General features: G+C 57.7%; 17 protein-coding genes and 2 tRNA genes. 12 read left to right on the forward strand and 7 right to left on the reverse strand.

Annotated features, from left to right (window positions below):
• Nucleotides 1-78 precede the first annotated feature (78 nt).
• Complete coding sequence (norR, locus tag AC2CGP_RS17550) at nt 79-1,629, forward strand: nitric oxide reductase transcriptional regulator NorR (protein WP_015370042.1); 1,551 nt, start codon at nt 79-81, stop codon at nt 1,627-1,629.
• Here norR and gutQ read toward each other — a convergent pair.
• The 7 genes from gutQ to srlA form a co-directional block, all read right to left on the reverse strand.
• Complete coding sequence (gene gutQ / locus AC2CGP_RS17555) at nt 1,592-2,557, reverse strand: arabinose-5-phosphate isomerase GutQ (protein ID WP_047058932.1); 966 nt, start codon at nt 2,555-2,557, stop codon at nt 1,592-1,594. The two genes, norR and gutQ, sit on opposite strands and share 38 nt — an antisense overlap.
• Entirely contained in the window at nt 2,550-3,323 is a 774-nt protein-coding gene (gene srlR, locus AC2CGP_RS17560; protein ID WP_032708956.1) for a glucitol operon DNA-binding transcriptional repressor SrlR, read from the reverse strand. Before srlR ends, gutQ begins: the two co-directional genes overlap by 8 nt.
• Before the next feature lie 67 nt (nt 3,324-3,390).
• A complete protein-coding gene (gene gutM / locus AC2CGP_RS17565; RefSeq protein WP_015703248.1) occupies nt 3,391-3,750 on the reverse strand; it encodes a transcriptional regulator GutM in 360 nt (119 codons plus the stop codon).
• 124 nt (nt 3,751-3,874) lie between these two features.
• Entirely contained in the window at nt 3,875-4,654 is a 780-nt protein-coding gene (gene srlD / locus AC2CGP_RS17570) for a sorbitol-6-phosphate dehydrogenase (RefSeq protein ID WP_008806161.1), read from the reverse strand.
• Nucleotides 4,655-4,666: 12 nt separating this feature from the next.
• Complete coding sequence (srlB, locus tag AC2CGP_RS17575; protein WP_047064123.1) at nt 4,667-5,029, reverse strand: PTS glucitol/sorbitol transporter subunit IIA; 363 nt, start codon at nt 5,027-5,029, stop codon at nt 4,667-4,669.
• 13 nt (nt 5,030-5,042) lie between these two features.
• Nucleotides 5,043-6,014 (reverse strand): PTS glucitol/sorbitol transporter subunit IIB, encoded by a 972-nt coding sequence (gene srlE, locus AC2CGP_RS17580; RefSeq protein ID WP_032712390.1) that lies wholly within the window; start codon nt 6,012-6,014, stop codon nt 5,043-5,045.
• On the reverse strand, nt 6,011-6,574 hold the full coding sequence (srlA, locus tag AC2CGP_RS17585) for a PTS glucitol/sorbitol transporter subunit IIC (protein WP_015370048.1): 564 nt from the start codon (nt 6,572-6,574) through the stop codon (nt 6,011-6,013). Before srlA ends, srlE begins: the two co-directional genes overlap by 4 nt.
• A gap of 276 nt (nt 6,575-6,850) precedes the next feature.
• On the opposite strand from srlA, the gene mltB reads away from it, so the two are divergent.
• From mltB to AC2CGP_RS17640, 11 genes are all read left to right on the forward strand, one after another.
• A complete protein-coding gene (mltB, locus tag AC2CGP_RS17590; RefSeq protein WP_020078114.1) occupies nt 6,851-7,930 on the forward strand; it encodes a lytic murein transglycosylase B in 1,080 nt (359 codons plus the stop codon).
• 305 nt (nt 7,931-8,235) lie between these two features.
• On the forward strand, nt 8,236-8,946 hold the full coding sequence (locus tag AC2CGP_RS17595) for a metal ABC transporter ATP-binding protein (RefSeq protein ID WP_162619001.1): 711 nt from the start codon (nt 8,236-8,238) through the stop codon (nt 8,944-8,946).
• Nucleotides 8,943-9,806 carry a metal ABC transporter permease gene (locus tag AC2CGP_RS17600; protein ID WP_015370052.1) on the forward strand — a complete coding sequence of 288 codons (864 nt, stop codon included), beginning with the start codon at nt 8,943-8,945 and terminating at the stop codon, nt 9,804-9,806. Before AC2CGP_RS17595 ends, AC2CGP_RS17600 begins: the two co-directional genes overlap by 4 nt.
• Before the next feature lie 7 nt (nt 9,807-9,813).
• Nucleotides 9,814-10,692, forward strand: coding sequence for a metal ABC transporter substrate-binding protein (locus AC2CGP_RS17605; RefSeq protein WP_045388878.1), 879 nt, complete (start codon nt 9,814-9,816; stop codon nt 10,690-10,692).
• 138 nt (nt 10,693-10,830) lie between these two features.
• Nucleotides 10,831-11,328, forward strand: a complete 498-nt coding sequence (pncC, locus tag AC2CGP_RS17610) for a nicotinamide-nucleotide amidase (protein ID WP_020078118.1) — start codon at nt 10,831-10,833, stop codon at nt 11,326-11,328.
• 89 nt (nt 11,329-11,417) lie between these two features.
• Nucleotides 11,418-12,476, forward strand: coding sequence for a recombinase RecA (recA, locus tag AC2CGP_RS17615; RefSeq protein WP_015370055.1), 1,059 nt, complete (start codon nt 11,418-11,420; stop codon nt 12,474-12,476).
• Between the two features lie 70 nt (nt 12,477-12,546).
• Nucleotides 12,547-13,047: a recombination regulator RecX gene (recX, locus tag AC2CGP_RS17620; protein WP_042894995.1), complete on the forward strand. Its 501-nt coding sequence runs from the start codon at nt 12,547-12,549 to the stop codon at nt 13,045-13,047.
• Between the two features lie 251 nt (nt 13,048-13,298).
• Nucleotides 13,299-15,926 (forward strand): alanine--tRNA ligase, encoded by a 2,628-nt coding sequence (alaS, locus tag AC2CGP_RS17625; RefSeq protein ID WP_015703239.1) that lies wholly within the window; start codon nt 13,299-13,301, stop codon nt 15,924-15,926.
• Between the two features lie 363 nt (nt 15,927-16,289).
• The gene (csrA, locus tag AC2CGP_RS17630) at nt 16,290-16,475 is read left to right on the forward strand and encodes a carbon storage regulator CsrA (protein WP_000906486.1); all 186 of its coding nucleotides are present in this window, start codon (nt 16,290-16,292) and stop codon (nt 16,473-16,475) included.
• A 337-nt stretch (nt 16,476-16,812) separates the two neighbouring features.
• Nucleotides 16,813-16,905 (forward strand) — tRNA-Ser (locus tag AC2CGP_RS17635).
• Nucleotides 16,906-16,909: 4 nt separating this feature from the next.
• Nucleotides 16,910-16,983, forward strand: a tRNA-Arg gene (locus AC2CGP_RS17640).
• The last annotated feature ends 2 nt before the right edge of the window (nt 16,984-16,985 follow it).

Here is a 16,985-nt window from a genome sequence, read left to right on the forward strand (position 1 = left end):
TTTGGTTGCTGTCAAAATGACAATGATTAAAATAGTCGTTATGACAATGTGTATTGTCACAATGACAATGGAGCGGCAATGAGTTTTTCCGTCGACGAGTTGGCGAGAATCGCCATTGATTTACAAAGCGATATCGGTCATGCCGACCGTTTTTCGCGCCTGATTACTACCCTGCGGCAGATCCTCGGCTGCGATGCCTCAGCGCTGCTGCGCTATGAGGCGCATCAGTTTGTGCCGCTGGCGATCGATGGCCTGGCGCAGGATGTGCTTGGTCGGCGCTTTGCCCTGGAAGGACACCCGCGGCTTGAGGCGATTGCGCGCGCCGGGGATGTGGTGCGCTTCCCGGCGGATAGCGATTTGCCCGACCCCTATGACGGGCTGATCCCCGGTCATGAGAGCCTGAAGGTTCACGCCTGCGTTGGCCTGCCGCTGTTTGCCGGACAGACGCTGATTGGCGCGCTGACCCTTGATGGTATGGATGCCGATCGTTTCGATAGTTTCAGCGATGAAGAGCTGCGATTGATTGCCGCGCTGGTGGCTGGCGCCTTGAATAACGCGCTGCTCATCGCCCGCCTTGAGGCGCAAAATGTGTTGCCGGTGCAACCGGTGAATGACGCGCAGCCTGAGCGTCAGGAGATTATCGGCCTGTCGGCACCCATGCTGCAGCTGAAAAAAGAGATCGATATCGTCGCCGCCTCGGATTTAAACGTGCTGATAAGCGGCGAAACCGGCACCGGTAAAGAGCTGGTGGCGAAGGCGGTGCACCAGGGATCGCCGCGAGCCGCCAATCCGCTGGTCTATCTCAACTGCGCGGCGCTGCCGGAAAGCGTGGCGGAGAGCGAGCTGTTCGGCCATGTGAAAGGGGCATTTACCGGGGCTATCAGCAACCGCAGCGGTAAATTTGAGATGGCTGATAACGGCACCCTGTTCCTTGATGAAATCGGCGAACTGTCGCTGGCGTTGCAGGCGAAGCTGCTGCGCGTGTTGCAGTATGGCGATATTCAGCGCGTCGGCGATGACCGCAGCCTGCGGGTCGATGTGCGGGTGCTGGCGGCGACGAACCGCGATCTGCGCCAGGAGGTGGTGGAAGGGCGCTTTCGCGCCGATCTGTACCATCGGCTGAGCGTCTTCCCGCTGTCGGTTCCGGCGCTACGCGAACGGGAGAACGATGTGGTGCTGCTGGCGGGCTATTTCTGTGAGCAGTGCCGCCTGCGGATGGGGCTGGCGCGGGTCATTTTGGCTGAGGCGGCGCGAAACAGGCTGCAGCAGTGGTCCTGGCCGGGCAACGTGCGCGAACTGGAGCATGCTATTCACCGGGCGGTGGTGCTGGCGCGGGCCACCCAGGCCGGTGATGAAGTGGTACTGGAGCCGCAGCATTTCCAGTTTGCGGTGACGGCGCCGATGTTGCCGACTGAGACGGCGGCAGCGGCGCCGGCGACGGAAAACGTCAATTTGCGCGAGGCGACTGACTCTTTTCAGCGAGAAGCGATTAGCCGCGCCCTGGAGGCGAACCAGCGCAACTGGGCGGCGACCGCCCGTGCGCTGGAGCTGGACGTCGCCAACCTGCATCGGCTGGCGAAACGACTGGGGCTTAAAGGATCCCTGCCTGGTAAAAGTTCTGCAGGTTGATGGCGCCGACCAGTTGGCCGTTTTCATCCACGACCGGCGCGGCGCTGATTTTGTGTTTCATCAGCCGCTCTTTGGCTTCCACCGCGCGGCTTTCCGCCTGCAGCGTTACGCCGTTGCGGGTCATCGCCCGAGTGACGCTATCGTTGAGCGTACCGCCAGCAACCAGCCAGCGGCGCAGGTCGCCGTCGGTGAAAACGCCCTGCACGCGGTTGGCTTCATCGCAGACCGCCACCAGGCCGAGCCCGGTTCGGCTTAGTTCAAGCATGGCGTCCATGACGTTGGCGTCGGCATTGACCCGCGGTACTTCTTCGTCGCGGCGCATCAGGTGATGTACTTTGTTCAACAGACGCGCGCCGAGGGCGCCCGCCGGGTGGGAACGGGCGAAATCTTCTTCATTGAAACCGCGCGCCTGCATCACCGCCATCGCCAGCGCGTCGCCCAGCATCAGCGTGTTGACGGTGCTGGAGGTCGGCGCCAGATGCATCGGGCAGGCTTCGCGCTCCACGGCGATATCCAGCACCGCTTTCGCCGCCAGCGCCAGCGGCGAGGTGGATTTGCCGGTCATCGCCAGCAGCGGAATGGATTTCTCTTCCAGCCGCGGCACGATGAGATCCAGCTCTTTCGCGCTACCGGAGTAGGAGATAAACAGCATCACGTCGCGGCTATCGAGCATGCCGAGATCGCCGTGCAGGGCTTCCGCCGGATGGACGAAAAAGGCCGGGGTGCCGGTGCTGGCGAAGGTTGCCGCCAGCTTTTTACCGATGTGGCCGGATTTACCGATACCGGAGACAATCAGTTTGCCCTCGCAGTGGATGATGGTTTCCGCCGCGCGGATGAAGTCGTCGCCCAGGCGTTCCGGCAGGCGGCTCGCCTCCTGCAGCTCAAGCATCAGGGTCTGGCGTCCGGCCTCTAACAAAAAGTTACTCATGATGTTCTCCAGTAATAATGACTTCAATACCTTTGGCTTCCAGCGCCCGCTGGAATTCAGGGTCAATATCGGCATCGGTAATCAATTTATCCACGCGTTCAAGGCCGCAGACAATGTTGGGACTTTTACGGCCAAACTTGGATGAGTCGGCCATCAGGATCACTTCGCGGGCGGCGTTACACATCGCCTTACTTACGGTATAGACCTCGTTAAAGGTGGTGACGCCCGCGACCAGATCAATGCCGTCGGTGCCCATAAACAGCTTGTCGAAGCTGAATTGTTCGAAGGCGTTTTCCGCCAGTTGGCCGTGAAAGGAGGCCGATTTTTTACGGAAGGTGCCGCCCGGCATCAGGATGGTCTGCTCGTTATCCAGCTCGGAAAGCGCGTTGACGATATGCAGGCTGTTGGTCATCACCGTGATGTTATTGAAGCGGCTCAGCAATGGCACCATCTGCAGCACGGTGCTGCCGGCGTCGAGGATAATTGAATCGCCATCGTGGATGTATCGCACGGCGGCCTCGGCAATCTGCGCTTTCTTATGGGTGTTGATCAGCGTCTTGTGGTCGATAGGCGGGTCGGCCTCGTCTTTATTTAACACTACGCCGCCGTAGGTGCGGATGACGGTCCCGGCATTCTCCAGAATCACCAGATCCTTGCGGATAGTGGTGCCGGTGGTGTCGAAGTGTTGCGCCAGCTCTTCGACCGAGCATTTGCCCTGCGATTGCAGGTACTCGAGAATGGCTGCCTGGCGCTGACGTGGTTTCATAGGCGTTGTATCCTGCGTTTAAGTTTCGAAGTGATAATTTCGCAAGATATTAACTTTCACAACGAAATTATGCATGTTTCGGATTAAGCGCTAATGATAGTGCATTCTGACAGAGCGGATCATTGGGAAAGATCACATCAGGCTGCAATTCCTCGAGATGTTTACCGCTAAGCGTGGGGATTTTTTGCGGACTGGCGAAGACGGTGAGTCCCTTCATCAACAGCGTATCGCAAATACGATCGTTTTCATCGACGGCGATAGCGACAATCGCGCGCGGTTTAAAGCGCCCGGAGGAGCGGCCGACGCCGACGCGGCCCTGCTGGCAAAGGCTATCAAAGGCGCGATTGAAGCGGCGGATCTGCCAGCCGCCGAACGCCAGTTGGCAAAGCCAGGCAATAGCGGCGACGGTAATGAGTGCGGTAACCATAATGTCTCCTGAAGGTGTGATGCCGGGTACAACCCGGGTACCGTTTTTTGTCGGGTGGCGGCTAACGCCTTACCCGACCTACAGTTTTGTTGCCCGGATAAGCGCAGCGCCATCCGGGAACCTTTTAAAACATCACCTGGCCGCCGGTGACGTTAATCGACTGCCCGGTGCAGTACGATGCCTGCGGGCTGGCGTAGAACATCAACACGTTCAGCACATCCTGGTAATCGCAGCCGCGTTTCAACGGCACCTTATCGATGTAGTACTGCTCGACTTCGCTCTCATCAATGCCGAGCTTGGTGGCGTACTGCGGCAGCAGCGACTGGAACATCGGTGATTTCAACAGATTGCCGAGCATCAGCGAATGCACGGTAATGCCGTATTCCGCCAGATCCAGCGCCAGCGACTGGGTCAGCCCGACGCCGCCGAACTTCGCCGCGCTATAGCCTGAGTTATGCTTACTGCCGACTTTGCCGGATTTCGAGTTGATCTGAATGATGCGACCTTTAATGCCATCGCGGATCATCAGCCGTGAGAACTCGCGGGCGCAGAGGAAATAGCCCACCAGGTTGACCTGCAGTGAGCGGTCAAAATCGCCCAGCGCGAAGTCGCTAATAAAGGCGGCCTTAGCGATACCGGCGCTGTAGACCAGGAGATCGACGCGCGTGAAAATCTCATCCACGCCGTGAGCCAGCGCCGTGACGCTGGCTTCGCTGGTGGCGTCGGCGCCGAAGCCGTATGCCGTACCTTCGCCATATTCAGCGTTGATCTCCTGGGCGACGCGGCTGGCTTTTTCACTTTGGATATCGACCACCGCCACGCGGTAGCCCTCGGCGGCCAGACCGCGGCACAGAAACTCTCCTAAGGTTTGTCCGCCACCAATGACAACAGCAACCTGATTCATCTTTCTCTCCTTCTAAGCAACAAATTTCAGTACACAGCCGGTCGCGATGGCGTCCGGTACCGGGCCCGCGACGTGAACGGTTCCGGGAAACTCCGCCTGACGATGGCCGTCAAAGCGCAGGGTGATGTGGCCCAGCTCGCGCAGGTTTTGCTCGGCGACCTCGCCGACGGCGGTCACCGGATAATGCCGATCGCCGAGCTGTAGCTCTGCGCCCGGGTGCAGCTCGCCGCACAGCTCGCCGTGGCTGTGAATAAAGCAATACTCTTCGATATCCGCTGGGGCGCCCTCGCGGAAGGTAATGAGCATCTGTTCTTCCAGCGCCGTCGCCGCGCTGGCACCGATACGGGTAATAGTGGTGTGGTAAATGACGGTCATCTTCAGGAACCTCTTATTGGTAAATAAATCCGGAAACGAACCACGCGATCAGCACGGTTGGCGCGCCGGTGAGGAAGCGGCTGACCAGCACCGACGGCACGCCGACGCGTACGGTATCCTGACGGGCTTCGGCCAGCGACAGGCCTACCGGGATAAAATCGCAGGCGGCCTGGGCATTAATGGCAAACAGCGCGGGCAGGGCGAGATGCGGTGGAATGTTGCCAAGGCCGATCTGGACGCCAATCAGCACGCCGATCACCTGGGCTATCACCGCACCGGGGCCGAGAAACGGCGATAACAACGGGAAGGAGCAGATCAGCGCCAGCGTCACCAGCCCCAGCGGATGGCTGGCGAGCGGCGCCAGGCCGTGGGCAATCCAGTCGCCGATGCCGGAGGCCATGATGATGCCGATCAGCGCCGAGACGAAGGCCATAAACGGCAGAATGGTTTTCAGCACCGTATCAATGGTGTCACGCCCGGCCTGGAACAGTACCGCAACCACCGATCCCATCCCCATCCCGACCTTAGCCAGCAGGCCGTCGCTCTGTTCGGTAATCTTCTTGCTGGCATCGTAATCGCGGCCCGCGGCGGGGAGTGGGTGCACTGCCGTCTCGCCGCTATCTTCCAGCAGTTTGATGTTCTCTTCTTTGACTCCGGAGACGTAAATATCTTCGACGATATACTGCGCCAGCGGCCCGGATTTACCGGTGGCGTGGATGTTGATGGTCGGAATACGGCGCTTCGGGTAGAGGCCGCAACGCAGGGTGCCGCCGCAGTCAATAATGGCGAGGCCAATTTCGCTTTCCGCCGGTTCACCTTCTTTAAATCCATCAACCGCCTGCCAGCCGGTCAGGCTGGCGAGCGTATCGACGATCGCCGGGCGGGTGCCTGCGGTGATATAGACAATCTTTTTGCCCTCAACAACGTCGAGTTCAAGCGGGCCGCCCCAACCGCCGGTCCCTTTTTCAATACGAATACGGGTCATGATGTCGCTCCTGACAGACGCACTTTCTGGTCAAGTTGAATCGCCATTTTTCTCTCGAAAATAGAGGTGGTCAGGTCGGTGACCCAGCCGCGGAAGAAGTTGGTTACCAGGCCAACCAGCAGGTAGCTCACCGCCAGCGGGCCAAGCGGCAGGCCTAGCGTGGTGAGGCCGTTGGCGATGCCGAGATAAACAAACAGCTCGCCGGGGTTGATGTGCGGAAACAGCCCGTTCATCGAATGACAGCTATAGGAGGCCGCCGCGTAGTAGCTCGGTTTGTATTTCTCCGGCATAAAGCGGCCAAGGCTTAAGGTCATGGGATTGCAGAAGACAAAGGTGCCGATGCAGGGCAGCAGCAGGTAACGGGTAAGCGGGTTGCCGGCGCAGCGCTGCGCCAGCTTTTCGATCCGCTGCTGGCCGATAAAGTTGATCAGCGCGTTCATGATCACCAGCAGGCTTATCAGCAGCGGCAGGATACCGGTCACCATACCGGTAAACACCTCGCCGCCTTTCTGAAACAGGCCGATGAACCACTCAGCGCCGTGGGTAACGATTTCAATCATTGTTCTCTCCTTCAGCGTGTTATTTTTCTTGCTAACTGGAGGCTGATTTTAATTACTTTGAAAGGTTTAAAAGTGTTAAATTGATCGCAAAATGAAAGATAAATATTTTATTTTGAAAGTTTGTGCGCGATGAGTGAAAAAATTAACGTGCGGATCGAACTCGGAGAACGTGCAAAAAAAGGACTATTTTGTCTGCAAATGTATTGCCGCTTCCTTGTTGGCGGGCGCATGCTTTACCATAATTACCCTTTGCCGATTTTGTTAAATGGAATTCCCATGTTGAAGCGTCGCTATCTGGCTTTACTCCCTTTATGTGCACTTCTGGCTGCCTGCAGCAGCAAACCTAAGACCCCCGCGGAAGCGGAGATGGCGAGCGGAACCGGCGGCTTTTTGCTGGAACCGCAGCATAACGTGATGCAGATGGGCGGCGATTTCGCCAATAACCCAGCGGCGGCGCAGTTCATCGATAAGATGGTGGCGAAGCACGGCTTCGATAGACAGCAGCTCCAGGAGATCCTGTCGCAGGCTAAGCGCCTGGACTACGTGCTGCGGCTGATGGATCGCCAGGCGCCGAGCGGGCTGCCGCCGACCGGGCCAAACGGCGCCTGGTTACGCTATAAGAAACAGTTTATTACGCCGGATAACGTGCAGAACGGCGTGGTGTTCTGGAACCAGTATCAGGACGCGCTGAACCGCGCGTATCAGGTCTACGGCGTACCGCCGGAAATCATCGTCGGCATTATCGGCGTGGAAACCCGTTGGGGCCGGGTGATGGGCAAAACCCGCATCCTCGATGCGCTGGCGACGCTGTCGTTTAACTATCCGCGCCGCGCTGAATACTTCTCCTCTGAGCTGGAAACCTTCCTGCTGATGGCGCGCAGCGAAAGCGATGACCCGCTGGATCTGAAAGGCTCCTTTGCCGGCGCGATGGGCTACGGCCAGTTTATGCCGTCGTCGTATAAGCAATACGCGGTGGACTTCAACGGCGACGGTCATATCAACCTGTGGGATCCGGTTGATGCCATCGGTAGCGTGGCGAACTACTTTAAACAGCACGGTTGGGTGAGCGGCGATACCGTCGCGGTGCAGGCGCTGGGCCAGGCGCCGGGTCTGGATAACGGCTTTAAAACCAAATACAGCGTTTCACAGCTGTCGGCGGCGGGATTAACCCCAACGCAGCCGCTTGGCAACCATCAGCAGGCCAGTCTGCTGCGGCTGGATATCGGCACCGGGTACCAGTACTGGTATGGTCTGCCGAACTTCTACACTATCACCCGATATAACCACAGCACCCACTACGCGATGGCTGTCTGGCAGCTGGGGCTGGCGGTTTCGCAGGCCCGCGGCGGGTATTGATCCTTTCATCCAGCCGACATATTTCGAGTTCCCCGGATGGCGGCGCGTAGCGCCTTATCCGGGCTACGGTCTGGTATCCGGTTGGTAGCCCCGGGACGCCGCGCTTATCCATCCGTTTTTTCCCTTCTGCATGCCTTTTGTTGACCTTTGTTACATTTCCTCTTGCTGACGCAGATTTACATTCTTTTCTGAATCCCATATCGTTATGTTATAACATTTTATTGGGGCGGAAATATGTTCACATCGGTTTTTATGGCATCCGGCGCGGCGCGCGTGGCAATCGCCTGCGGACTGCTGGCGGCGCTATGGCTGGCCACATGGTGGGCGGTGGCGCTGCCATGATTGAGTTGGATCATCTGGTTGCCGGGTATGAAGGCATGGCAATCACTCCGGCGATGAGCGGCGTGATTGCGGCGGGAAGCCTGACGGCGATTGTCGGGCTTAATGGCTGCGGTAAATCGACGCTGCTGAAAACGCTGGCTGGATTTATTCCGCCGGTTAGCGGACGGCTTAACTGGCGCAAAGGGCGGCCCGTGGTCGGCTGGCTGGCGCAGCGCCATGCCCTGGAATCACAGTTTCCGCTGCTGGTGCGCGATGTCGTCAGCCAGGGGGCCTGGCCGCGGGTCTCGCTGCTGCGCGGTCTGGGCGACGACGAGCGTCAGCGCATCAAGGCGGCGCTCGAGCGGGTGGGGCTCAGCGCGCTGGCCAATACGCCGATTGAAGAGCTCTCGGGCGGCCAGTTCCAGCGCATGCTCTTTGCCAGGGTGATGGTGCAACAGGCGCCGCTGGTGATGTTGGACGAGCCGTTTACCGGCGTCGATGAGGCCACCAGCCGCGAGCTGATGGCGCTTATCGTCGATATGCACCGCCAGGGGCAAACGATACTGGCGGTGCTGCACGATAACCAGTGCGTGGCCGATTTCTTTCCCGAGACGCTGCTGCTTGAACCTTTGCACGCGCGCTGGGGCGAGACATCAAGCGTGCTTCCCGCCTTCAACACCGCGAGGCAGGCATGATCTGGCATACCTTTTTTCAACCTTTTATTGAATTTGGCTTTATGCGCCGGGCGCTGGTGGTGTGCTTCGCGCTGTCGCTGAGCACCACCATGTTAGGCGTGCTATTGCTGCTGCGACGGATGAGCCTGATGGGCGATGCGCTGTCGCACGCCATTCTGCCGGGAGTGGCGGCGGGTTATCTCCTTAACGGCATGTCGCTGCTGGCGATGAGCGTTGGCGGATTTATCGCCGGGATCGCGGTGGCGCTGGTGGCGGGGTGGGTCAGTCGGCGAACGCCGCTGAAAGAGGACGCCAGTTTTGCCGGGTTTTACCTCGGCTCGCTGGCGCTTGGCGTCACGCTGGTCTCGCTGCGCGGCTCCAGCGTCGATCTGCTGCACCTGCTGTTCGGTTCGATTCTGGCGGTGGATAGCGACGCGGCGTTCTTTGTCACCGGCGTGGCGAGCCTGACGCTGCTGTGCATTGCGCTGTTTTATCGCGGGCTGGTCAGCGAGGCGTTCGATAGCGCCTGGCTACAGGTCAACGCGCGGCGGCTACCGGCGCTGCTGCACGGCCTGTTTCTCGCGCTATTGGTACTGAATCTGGTGGCGGGGTTCCAGGTGCTCGGCACGCTAATGGCGGTAGGGCTGATGATGTTGCCCGCGGTAGCGGCGCGCTGCTGGGCGCGAACGCTGCCGGGCATTTTGTTGCTGGCGGCGGCGATCGGCGCGTTTTGCGCCTGGATGGGATTGAGCCTTTCGTGGGCAGTGAATTTACCCGCCGGGCCCGCCATCGTGCTGACCGCCAGCGTACTGTTTTTTATTTCAGTGTTTTTTGGCACGCGCAGCCGGCTGGTCGTTGGCTGGCGCAAATTAATGGGGTAAGGAAATGATGAAACGAAGTGCAGTGGTGATGGCGTTAGCCGTGGGGCTGATGGCGCAGGGGGCGATAGCAAAAACGCTGAACGTGGTAAGCAGCTTTTCGGTGCTGGGCGATATGGTGCAGCAGGTCGGCGGCGAGCATGTTCATGTCGATACGCTGGTAGGGCCGGATGGCGATCCGCACACCTTTGAACCTTCACCGAAGGATAGCGCGCTGCTCAGCAAAGCCGACGTGGTGGTGGTCAACGGGCTTGGTCTGGAAGGGTGGCTGGATCGGCTGGTGAAAGCGTCCGGTTTTAAGGGCGAATTAGTGGTGGCGTCAAAAGGGGTTAAGACGCATACCCTTGATGAAGACGGTAAAACGGTGACCGATCCGCACGCCTGGAATAGCGCCGCTAATGGCGCGTTGTACGCGCAGAATATCCTTGATGGCCTGGTGAAAGCCGATCCGCAGGATAAAACGGCGCTCCAGAGCAGCGGTAAGCGTTATATCGAGCAGCTGACGGCAATTGACGGCTGGGCGAAGGCGCAGTTTAGCGCCATCCCGCAGGCGAAGCGTAAAGTGCTGACCAGCCATGATGCTTTCGGCTATTTTGGCCGCGCTTACAACGTGACGTTCCTCGCGCCGCAGGGACTCTCATCCGAGAGCGAAGCCAGCGCGGCGCAGGTGGCGGCGTTGATTAAGCAAATCAAAGCCGATGGCGTGCATACCTGGTTTATGGAGAACCAGCTGGACCCGCGTCTGGTGCAGCAAATCGCTGGCGCGACGGGGGCGCAACCGGGCGGCGAACTCTATCCGGAAGCGCTGTCTAAGCCGGGCGGCGTGGCCGATAGCTACGTTAAAATGCTGCGCCATAACGTCGAGCTCATCGTCAATAGTATGAAGTAACGGGTTGTCTGGTCGTCCTGGTTGCAGCGGGACGGCCCATTTTTGGATCCCCCCTCGTAAAATCACCAGCTCGTCCCCATATCTCTGCCGAAAGTGCTATCTTTGATGGCCTCTTTATCTGGCTTAAGCGGGGCAAAAATGACCGATTCAGAATTAATGCAGCTAAGCGAACAGGTTGGGCTGGCGCTGAAAGCTCAGGGCGCGACGGTGACCACCGCGGAGTCCTGCACCGGCGGCTGGATAGCCAAAGCGCTGACCGATATTGCCGGTAGCTCAGCGTGGTTTGAGCGCGGTTTCGTGACCTATAGCAACGAAGCCAAATCGCAGATGATTGGCGTGAGCGAAGTGACGTTACTGGATAACGGCGCGGTGAGCGAACCGGTGGTTGTCGAGATGGCGATTGGCGCGCTACGCGCGGCGCGCGCCACCTATGCGGTATCGGTCAGCGGTATCGCCGGCCCGGACGGCGGCAGCGCGGAGAAGCCCGTCGGCACCGTGTGGTTCGGCGTCGCCTGTGCGAACGGGCAGGGCGTGACCCGCCGCGAATGCTTTGCCGGAGACCGCGAAGCGGTGCGTCGTCAGGCGACGGCCTATGCGTTAAATCTGCTCTGGCAACAATTTCTACAAAATACTTGATACTGTATGACCATACAGTATAATTGCCTCAACTGAACAAATATTAACGGCGAAGCGAACGCGCTTCACCTCGCATGACAGGAGTAACAATGGCGATCGACGAAAACAAACAGAAAGCGTTGGCGGCAGCACTGGGCCAGATCGAAAAGCAATTCGGTAAAGGCTCCATCATGCGCCTGGGTGAAGACCGTTCCATGGACGTGGAAACCATCTCCACCGGTTCGCTTTCTCTGGATATCGCGCTCGGCGCAGGCGGTCTGCCAATGGGCCGTATCGTTGAGATCTACGGGCCGGAATCATCGGGTAAAACTACCCTGACGCTGCAGGTTATCGCCGCAGCGCAGCGTGAAGGCAAAACCTGTGCGTTCATCGATGCCGAACACGCGCTGGATCCGGTATATGCCCGCAAGCTGGGCGTTGATATCGACAACCTGCTGTGCTCCCAGCCGGATACCGGCGAGCAGGCGCTGGAAATCTGTGACGCGCTGGCGCGTTCCGGCGCGGTAGACGTTATCGTCGTCGACTCCGTGGCGGCGCTGACGCCGAAGGCGGAAATCGAAGGCGAAATCGGCGACTCTCACATGGGCCTCGCGGCGCGTATGATGAGCCAGGCGATGCGTAAACTGGCTGGTAACCTGAAGCAGTCCAACACGCTGCTGATCTTCATCAACCAGATCCGTATGAAAATCGGCGTGATGTTCGGTAACCCGGAAACCACCACCGGTGGTAACGCGCTGAAGTTCTACGCTTCCGTGCGTCTGGACATTCGCCGCATCGGCGCGGTGAAAGAGGGCGACAACGTTGTCGGCAGCGAAACCCGCGTGAAAGTGGTGAAAAACAAAATCGCCGCGCCGTTCAAACAGGCTGAATTCCAGATCCTCTACGGTGAAGGCATCAACTTCTTCGGCGAGCTGGTTGACCTCGGCGTGAAAGAGAAGCTGATTGAAAAAGCGGGCGCCTGGTATAGCTACAACGGCGACAAAATCGGTCAGGGTAAAGCGAACGCAATCTCCTGGCTGAAAGATAACCCGGCGGCGGCGAAAGAAATTGAGAAGAAAGTTCGCGAACTGCTGCTCAACAACCAGGACTCCACGCCGGACTTCGCGGTTGACGGCAACGACGCAGAAGAAACCGAACAAGATTTCTGATATCGTCTAAAAGAGTGACAAAGGGCTGCTGATGCGGCCCTTTTGCTTTTCTTAGATTATCGAGGTGCCTGTGACTGAGACTTCACCACGCCGCTCCGGCTATGCGCGTCTGTTGGATCGCGCAATTCGTATTCTGGCGATGCGCGATCATAGCGAACAGGAGCTTCGGCGTAAGCTGGCGGCGCCGGTAATGAGTAAAAACGGCCCTGAAAAGCTGGACATCACGCCGGAAGAGCTCGAACAGGTGGTCGGCTGGTGCCTGGAAAACCGCTATCTTGATGACCAGCGTTTTGTTCGCCAGTTTATTGCCAGCCGGAGCCGCAAGGGCTACGGGCCGGCACGTATCCGCCAGGAGTTGAATCAAAAGGGCATTGGCCGCAGCGACATCGAAAGCGCGATGCGCGAGTGTGAAATCGACTGGGCGGCGCTGGCGAAAGAGCAGGCGCAGCGTAAATACGGCGAACCGTTACCTACCGCCTTTACTGAAAAAGTTAAAATCCAGCGATTTTTGCTGTACCGCGGCTATCTGATGGAAGATATCCAGGAAATCTGGCGAAATTTTGCAGATTGACCCATCGGGGATTTTACTTCCCTCTAAAGAAAACTTATCTTATTCCCACTTTATTCCGTCGGGCCGCTGCTTGTGATTGCATAATCAGCGTCCAGGGCGATTATTCCTTATACACAAAATCATTCAAGCTGCATCACGGCGGCAAGAGAGAACAGCTTCTGGGGCGTACGTGAGTTCACTACCGGGAGAGGACGTTCCGCCAGGTCAGAGGCGACTTGAAGGATGAAGTGTAGCTTGATTTCAGGATAATTATGAGCAAGAGCACCGCTGAGATCCGTCAGGCGTTTCTCGACTTTTTCCATAGTAAGGGACATCAGGTAGTTGCCAGCAGCTCCCTGGTGCCGCACAACGATCCGACCCTGCTGTTTACCAATGCCGGGATGAACCAGTTCAAGGATGTCTTCCTTGGTCTCGACAAACGTAATTATTCGCGCGCGACCACCGCGCAGCGTTGCGTGCGTGCGGGCGGTAAACACAACGATCTGGAAAACGTCGGTTACACCGCGCGTCACCACACCTTCTTCGAAATGCTGGGCAACTTCAGCTTCGGCGATTACTTCAAGCAGGATGCCATCAAATACGCATGGGAACTGCTGACCGGTGAGAACTGGTTCGCCCTGCCGAAAGAAAAATTGTGGGTTACCGTTTACGAGACCGATGACGAAGCTTTCGACATCTGGGCCAATGAAGTGGGCGTTCCGCGCGAGCGTATTATCCGCATCGGCGACAACAAAGGCGCGCCGTTTGCTTCTGATAACTTCTGGCAGATGGGCGATACCGGTCCGTGCGGCCCATGCACCGAAATCTTCTTTGACCATGGCGACCACATCTGGGGCGGCCCTCCGGGAAGCCCGGAAGAAGATGGCGACCGTTACATTGAGATCTGGAACATCGTCTTCATGCAGTTCAACCGTCAGGCTGACGGTACCATGGAGCCGCTGCCGAAACCTTCCGTTGATACCGGTATGGGGCTGGAGCGTATTGCCGCTGTTCTGCAGCACGTTAACTCCAACTATGACATCGACCTGTTCCGCAATCTGATTGCGAGCGTGGCGAAAGTCACCGGCGCGACCGATCTGACTAACAAGTCGCTGCGCGTTATCGCCGACCACATTCGTTCTTGCGCATTCCTGATTGCTGATGGCGTGATCCCGTCGAATGAAAACCGCGGCTACGTGCTGCGTCGCATCATTCGCCGCGCGATTCGCCACGGCAACATGCTGGGCGCGAAAGACACCTTCTTCTGGAAACTGGTTGCTCCGCTTATCGACGTGATGGGCGCCGCCGGTGAAGAGCTGAAACAGCAGCAGGCTCTGGTTGAGCAGGTGCTGAAAACCGAAGAAGAGCAGTTTGCGCGCACACTGGAGCGTGGACTGGCGCTGCTGGATGAGGAACTGTCGAAGCTTAAAGGCGACACGCTGGACGGCGAAACCGCCTTCCGTCTGTATGACACCTATGGCTTCCCGGTTGACCTGACTGCGGATGTCTGCCGCGAGCGCAACATCAAGGTTGACGAAGCAGGCTTTGAAGCCGCGATGGAAGAGCAGCGCCGCCGCGCACGTGAGTCCAGCGGTTTCGGCGCTGACTATAACGCGATGATTCGCGTTGACGGCGCATCGGAATTTAAAGGCTACGATCATCTGGAGCTGAACGGCAAAGTTACTGCGCTGTTCATCGACGGCAAAGCGGTTGATAGCGTCAGCGCGGGTCAGGATGCGGTTGTAGTCCTTGACCAGACGCCGTTCTATGCGGAATCCGGCGGTCAGGTAGGCGATAAAGGCGAACTGAAAGGCGCTGGCTTCTCCTTCGCGGTCAGCGATACGCAGAAGTACGGCCAGGCTATTGGTCATATCGGTAAAGTCGCCAGCGGTTCCCTGAAAGTGGGTGACGCGGTGCAGGCCGATGTCGATCAGGCTCGCCGTCAGCGTATCCGTCTCAACCACTCCGCGACGCACCTGATGCACGCGGCGCTGCGCCAGGTCCTCGGTACCCACGTGGCGCAGAAAGGCTCACTGGTTAACGATAAAGCGCTGCGTTTTGACTTCTCGCATTTTGAAGCGATGAAGCCGGAAGAGATTCGTGCGGTAGAAGATCTGGTCAACGCGCAGATCCGTCGTAACCTGGCTATCGAAACCAATATTATGGATATCGATGCCGCGCGTGAATCCGGCGCTATGGCGCTGTTTGGCGAGAAATACGACGATCGCGTTCGCGTACTGCGGATGGGCGATTTCTCCACCGAGCTGTGCGGCGGTACTCACGCAGCGCGTACCGGTGATATTGGCCTGTTCCGTATTACCTCTGAATCCGGTACCGCCGCAGGCGTGCGCCGTATTGAAGCGGTGACCGGCGAAGGGGCGATTGCCAGCCTGCATGCGCAGAGCGATCAGCTCAGTGATATCGCGCAGTTGCTGAAGGGCGATAGCCACAGCATCGGCGATAAAGTTCGCGCGGCGCTTGAGCGTACCCGTCAGTTGGAAAAAGAGCTGCAGCAGCTGAAAGAGCAGGCTGCAGCGCAGGAGAGCGCTAATCTCTCCAGTAAAGCCGAAGAAATTAACGGCGTTAAGCTGCTGGTCAGCGAGCTGGCCGGCGTTGAGCCGAAAATGCTGCGTACCATGGTTGATGATCTGAAAAACCAGCTCGGTTCGACGGTCGTTGTATTAGCTACGGTAGCGGATGGTAAGGTTTCTCTGATTGCAGGTGTGTCTAAGGATGTGACAGACCGCGTGAAAGCAGGGGAGCTGGTTGGTATGGTCGCCCAGCAGGTGGGCGGTAAAGGGGGCGGTCGTCCGGATATGGCGCAAGCCGGCGGTACCGATGCGTCTGCTCTCCCTGCTGCGTTAGCCAGTGTGAAAGGCTGGGTCAGCGCAAAACTGTAATAACTATAAACGCATTTACCCTAAATAATTCGAGTTGCAGGAAGGCGGCGACGCAGCGAATCCCCAGGAGCTTACTCAAGTAAGTGACTGGGGTGAGCGAGGAAAGCCAACACACATGCAACTTGAAGTATGACGGGTATAGGTGCCGTAACCAGAGGATTACGGCACCTTGCGTCATAAGTACTGATAACGATAAAGTCGGGTTGAAGTTGTGTAGATCGGCTAAACTTAGGTTTAACAGAATGTGATGCCGTGACTGCTTACACCGCGAGGTGTTTGTCATCGCTTACTTTTTGGCGTTATATGATGGATAATGCCGGGATGCGAGAGACCCGACTCTTTTAATCTTTCAAGGAGCAAAGAATGCTGATTCTGACTCGTCGAGTTGGTGAGACCCTCATGATTGGAGATGAGGTCACTGTGACAGTTTTAGGGGTTAAGGGTAACCAGGTACGTATTGGTGTCAACGCCCCTAAAGAAGTCTCTGTACATCGTGAAGAAATCTACCAGCGTATCCAGGCTGAAAAATCCCAGCAGTCCAGTTACTAAGCTTTCCGCGCCTCGCTTTATTGTGAGGCGCATCCCTCCGGCGGTCGTTTTTCTCTTTTCTTCTCCTGTTTCTTCTCTCGCGACATCCTCTCTTTTGTTTTTATTCGCCGTACGTCATTTTTCGTTGTCGCTTTTGAATGGCCGTAAAGGGCTATTTCCTGTTGATAAAATACTCTTTTTGCCGTTTTTGCAGGCTAATTGCGCGTGAAGTGTGCAAACGGAAAAAGCTCTCGAAAAATTGTTTGACTTATAAGTCTCAGAAAGTAATATGTGCGCCATCGCAGCGACGAAGAGCAGAAACAAGTTCTTCGAAGCACTCGCAAGAGGCGTGTTGTGTGGTGAGGTGGCCGAGAGGCTGAAGGCGCTCCCCTGCTAAGGGAGTATGCGGTCAAAAGCTGCATCCGGGGTTCGAATCCCCGCCTCACCGCCATTTTGCATCCGTAGCTCAGCTGGATAGAGTACTCGGCTACGAACCGAGCGGTCGGAGGTTCGAATCCTCCCGGATGCACC

Source organism: Klebsiella sp. SYXHC3, from assembly GCF_057196925.1.

Excerpts from the sequence above, each read along its gene's own strand:
- norR (WP_015370042.1), top strand. The coding sequence starts at position 79 with ATGAGTTTTTCCGTCGACGAGTTGGCGAGAATCGCCATTGATTTACAA.
- gutQ (WP_047058932.1), bottom strand. The coding sequence starts at position 2,557 with ATGAGTAACTTTTTGTTAGAGGCCGGACGCCAGACCCTGATGCTTGAG.
- srlR (WP_032708956.1), bottom strand. The coding sequence starts at position 3,323 with ATGAAACCACGTCAGCGCCAGGCAGCCATTCTCGAGTACCTGCAATCG.
- gutM (WP_015703248.1), bottom strand. The coding sequence starts at position 3,750 with ATGGTTACCGCACTCATTACCGTCGCCGCTATTGCCTGGCTTTGCCAA.
- srlD (WP_008806161.1), bottom strand. The coding sequence starts at position 4,654 with ATGAATCAGGTTGCTGTTGTCATTGGTGGCGGACAAACCTTAGGAGAG.
- srlB (WP_047064123.1), bottom strand. The coding sequence starts at position 5,029 with ATGACCGTCATTTACCACACCACTATTACCCGTATCGGTGCCAGCGCG.
- srlE (WP_032712390.1), bottom strand. The coding sequence starts at position 6,014 with ATGACCCGTATTCGTATTGAAAAAGGGACCGGCGGTTGGGGCGGCCCG.
- srlA (WP_015370048.1), bottom strand. The coding sequence starts at position 6,574 with ATGATTGAAATCGTTACCCACGGCGCTGAGTGGTTCATCGGCCTGTTT.
- mltB (WP_020078114.1), top strand. The coding sequence starts at position 6,851 with ATGTTGAAGCGTCGCTATCTGGCTTTACTCCCTTTATGTGCACTTCTG.
- AC2CGP_RS17595 (WP_162619001.1), top strand. The coding sequence starts at position 8,236 with ATGGCTGGCCACATGGTGGGCGGTGGCGCTGCCATGATTGAGTTGGAT.
- AC2CGP_RS17600 (WP_015370052.1), top strand. The coding sequence starts at position 8,943 with ATGATCTGGCATACCTTTTTTCAACCTTTTATTGAATTTGGCTTTATG.
- AC2CGP_RS17605 (WP_045388878.1), top strand. The coding sequence starts at position 9,814 with ATGAAACGAAGTGCAGTGGTGATGGCGTTAGCCGTGGGGCTGATGGCG.
- pncC (WP_020078118.1), top strand. The coding sequence starts at position 10,831 with ATGACCGATTCAGAATTAATGCAGCTAAGCGAACAGGTTGGGCTGGCG.
- recA (WP_015370055.1), top strand. The coding sequence starts at position 11,418 with ATGGCGATCGACGAAAACAAACAGAAAGCGTTGGCGGCAGCACTGGGC.
- alaS (WP_015703239.1), top strand. The coding sequence starts at position 13,299 with ATGAGCAAGAGCACCGCTGAGATCCGTCAGGCGTTTCTCGACTTTTTC.
- csrA (WP_000906486.1), top strand. The coding sequence starts at position 16,290 with ATGCTGATTCTGACTCGTCGAGTTGGTGAGACCCTCATGATTGGAGAT.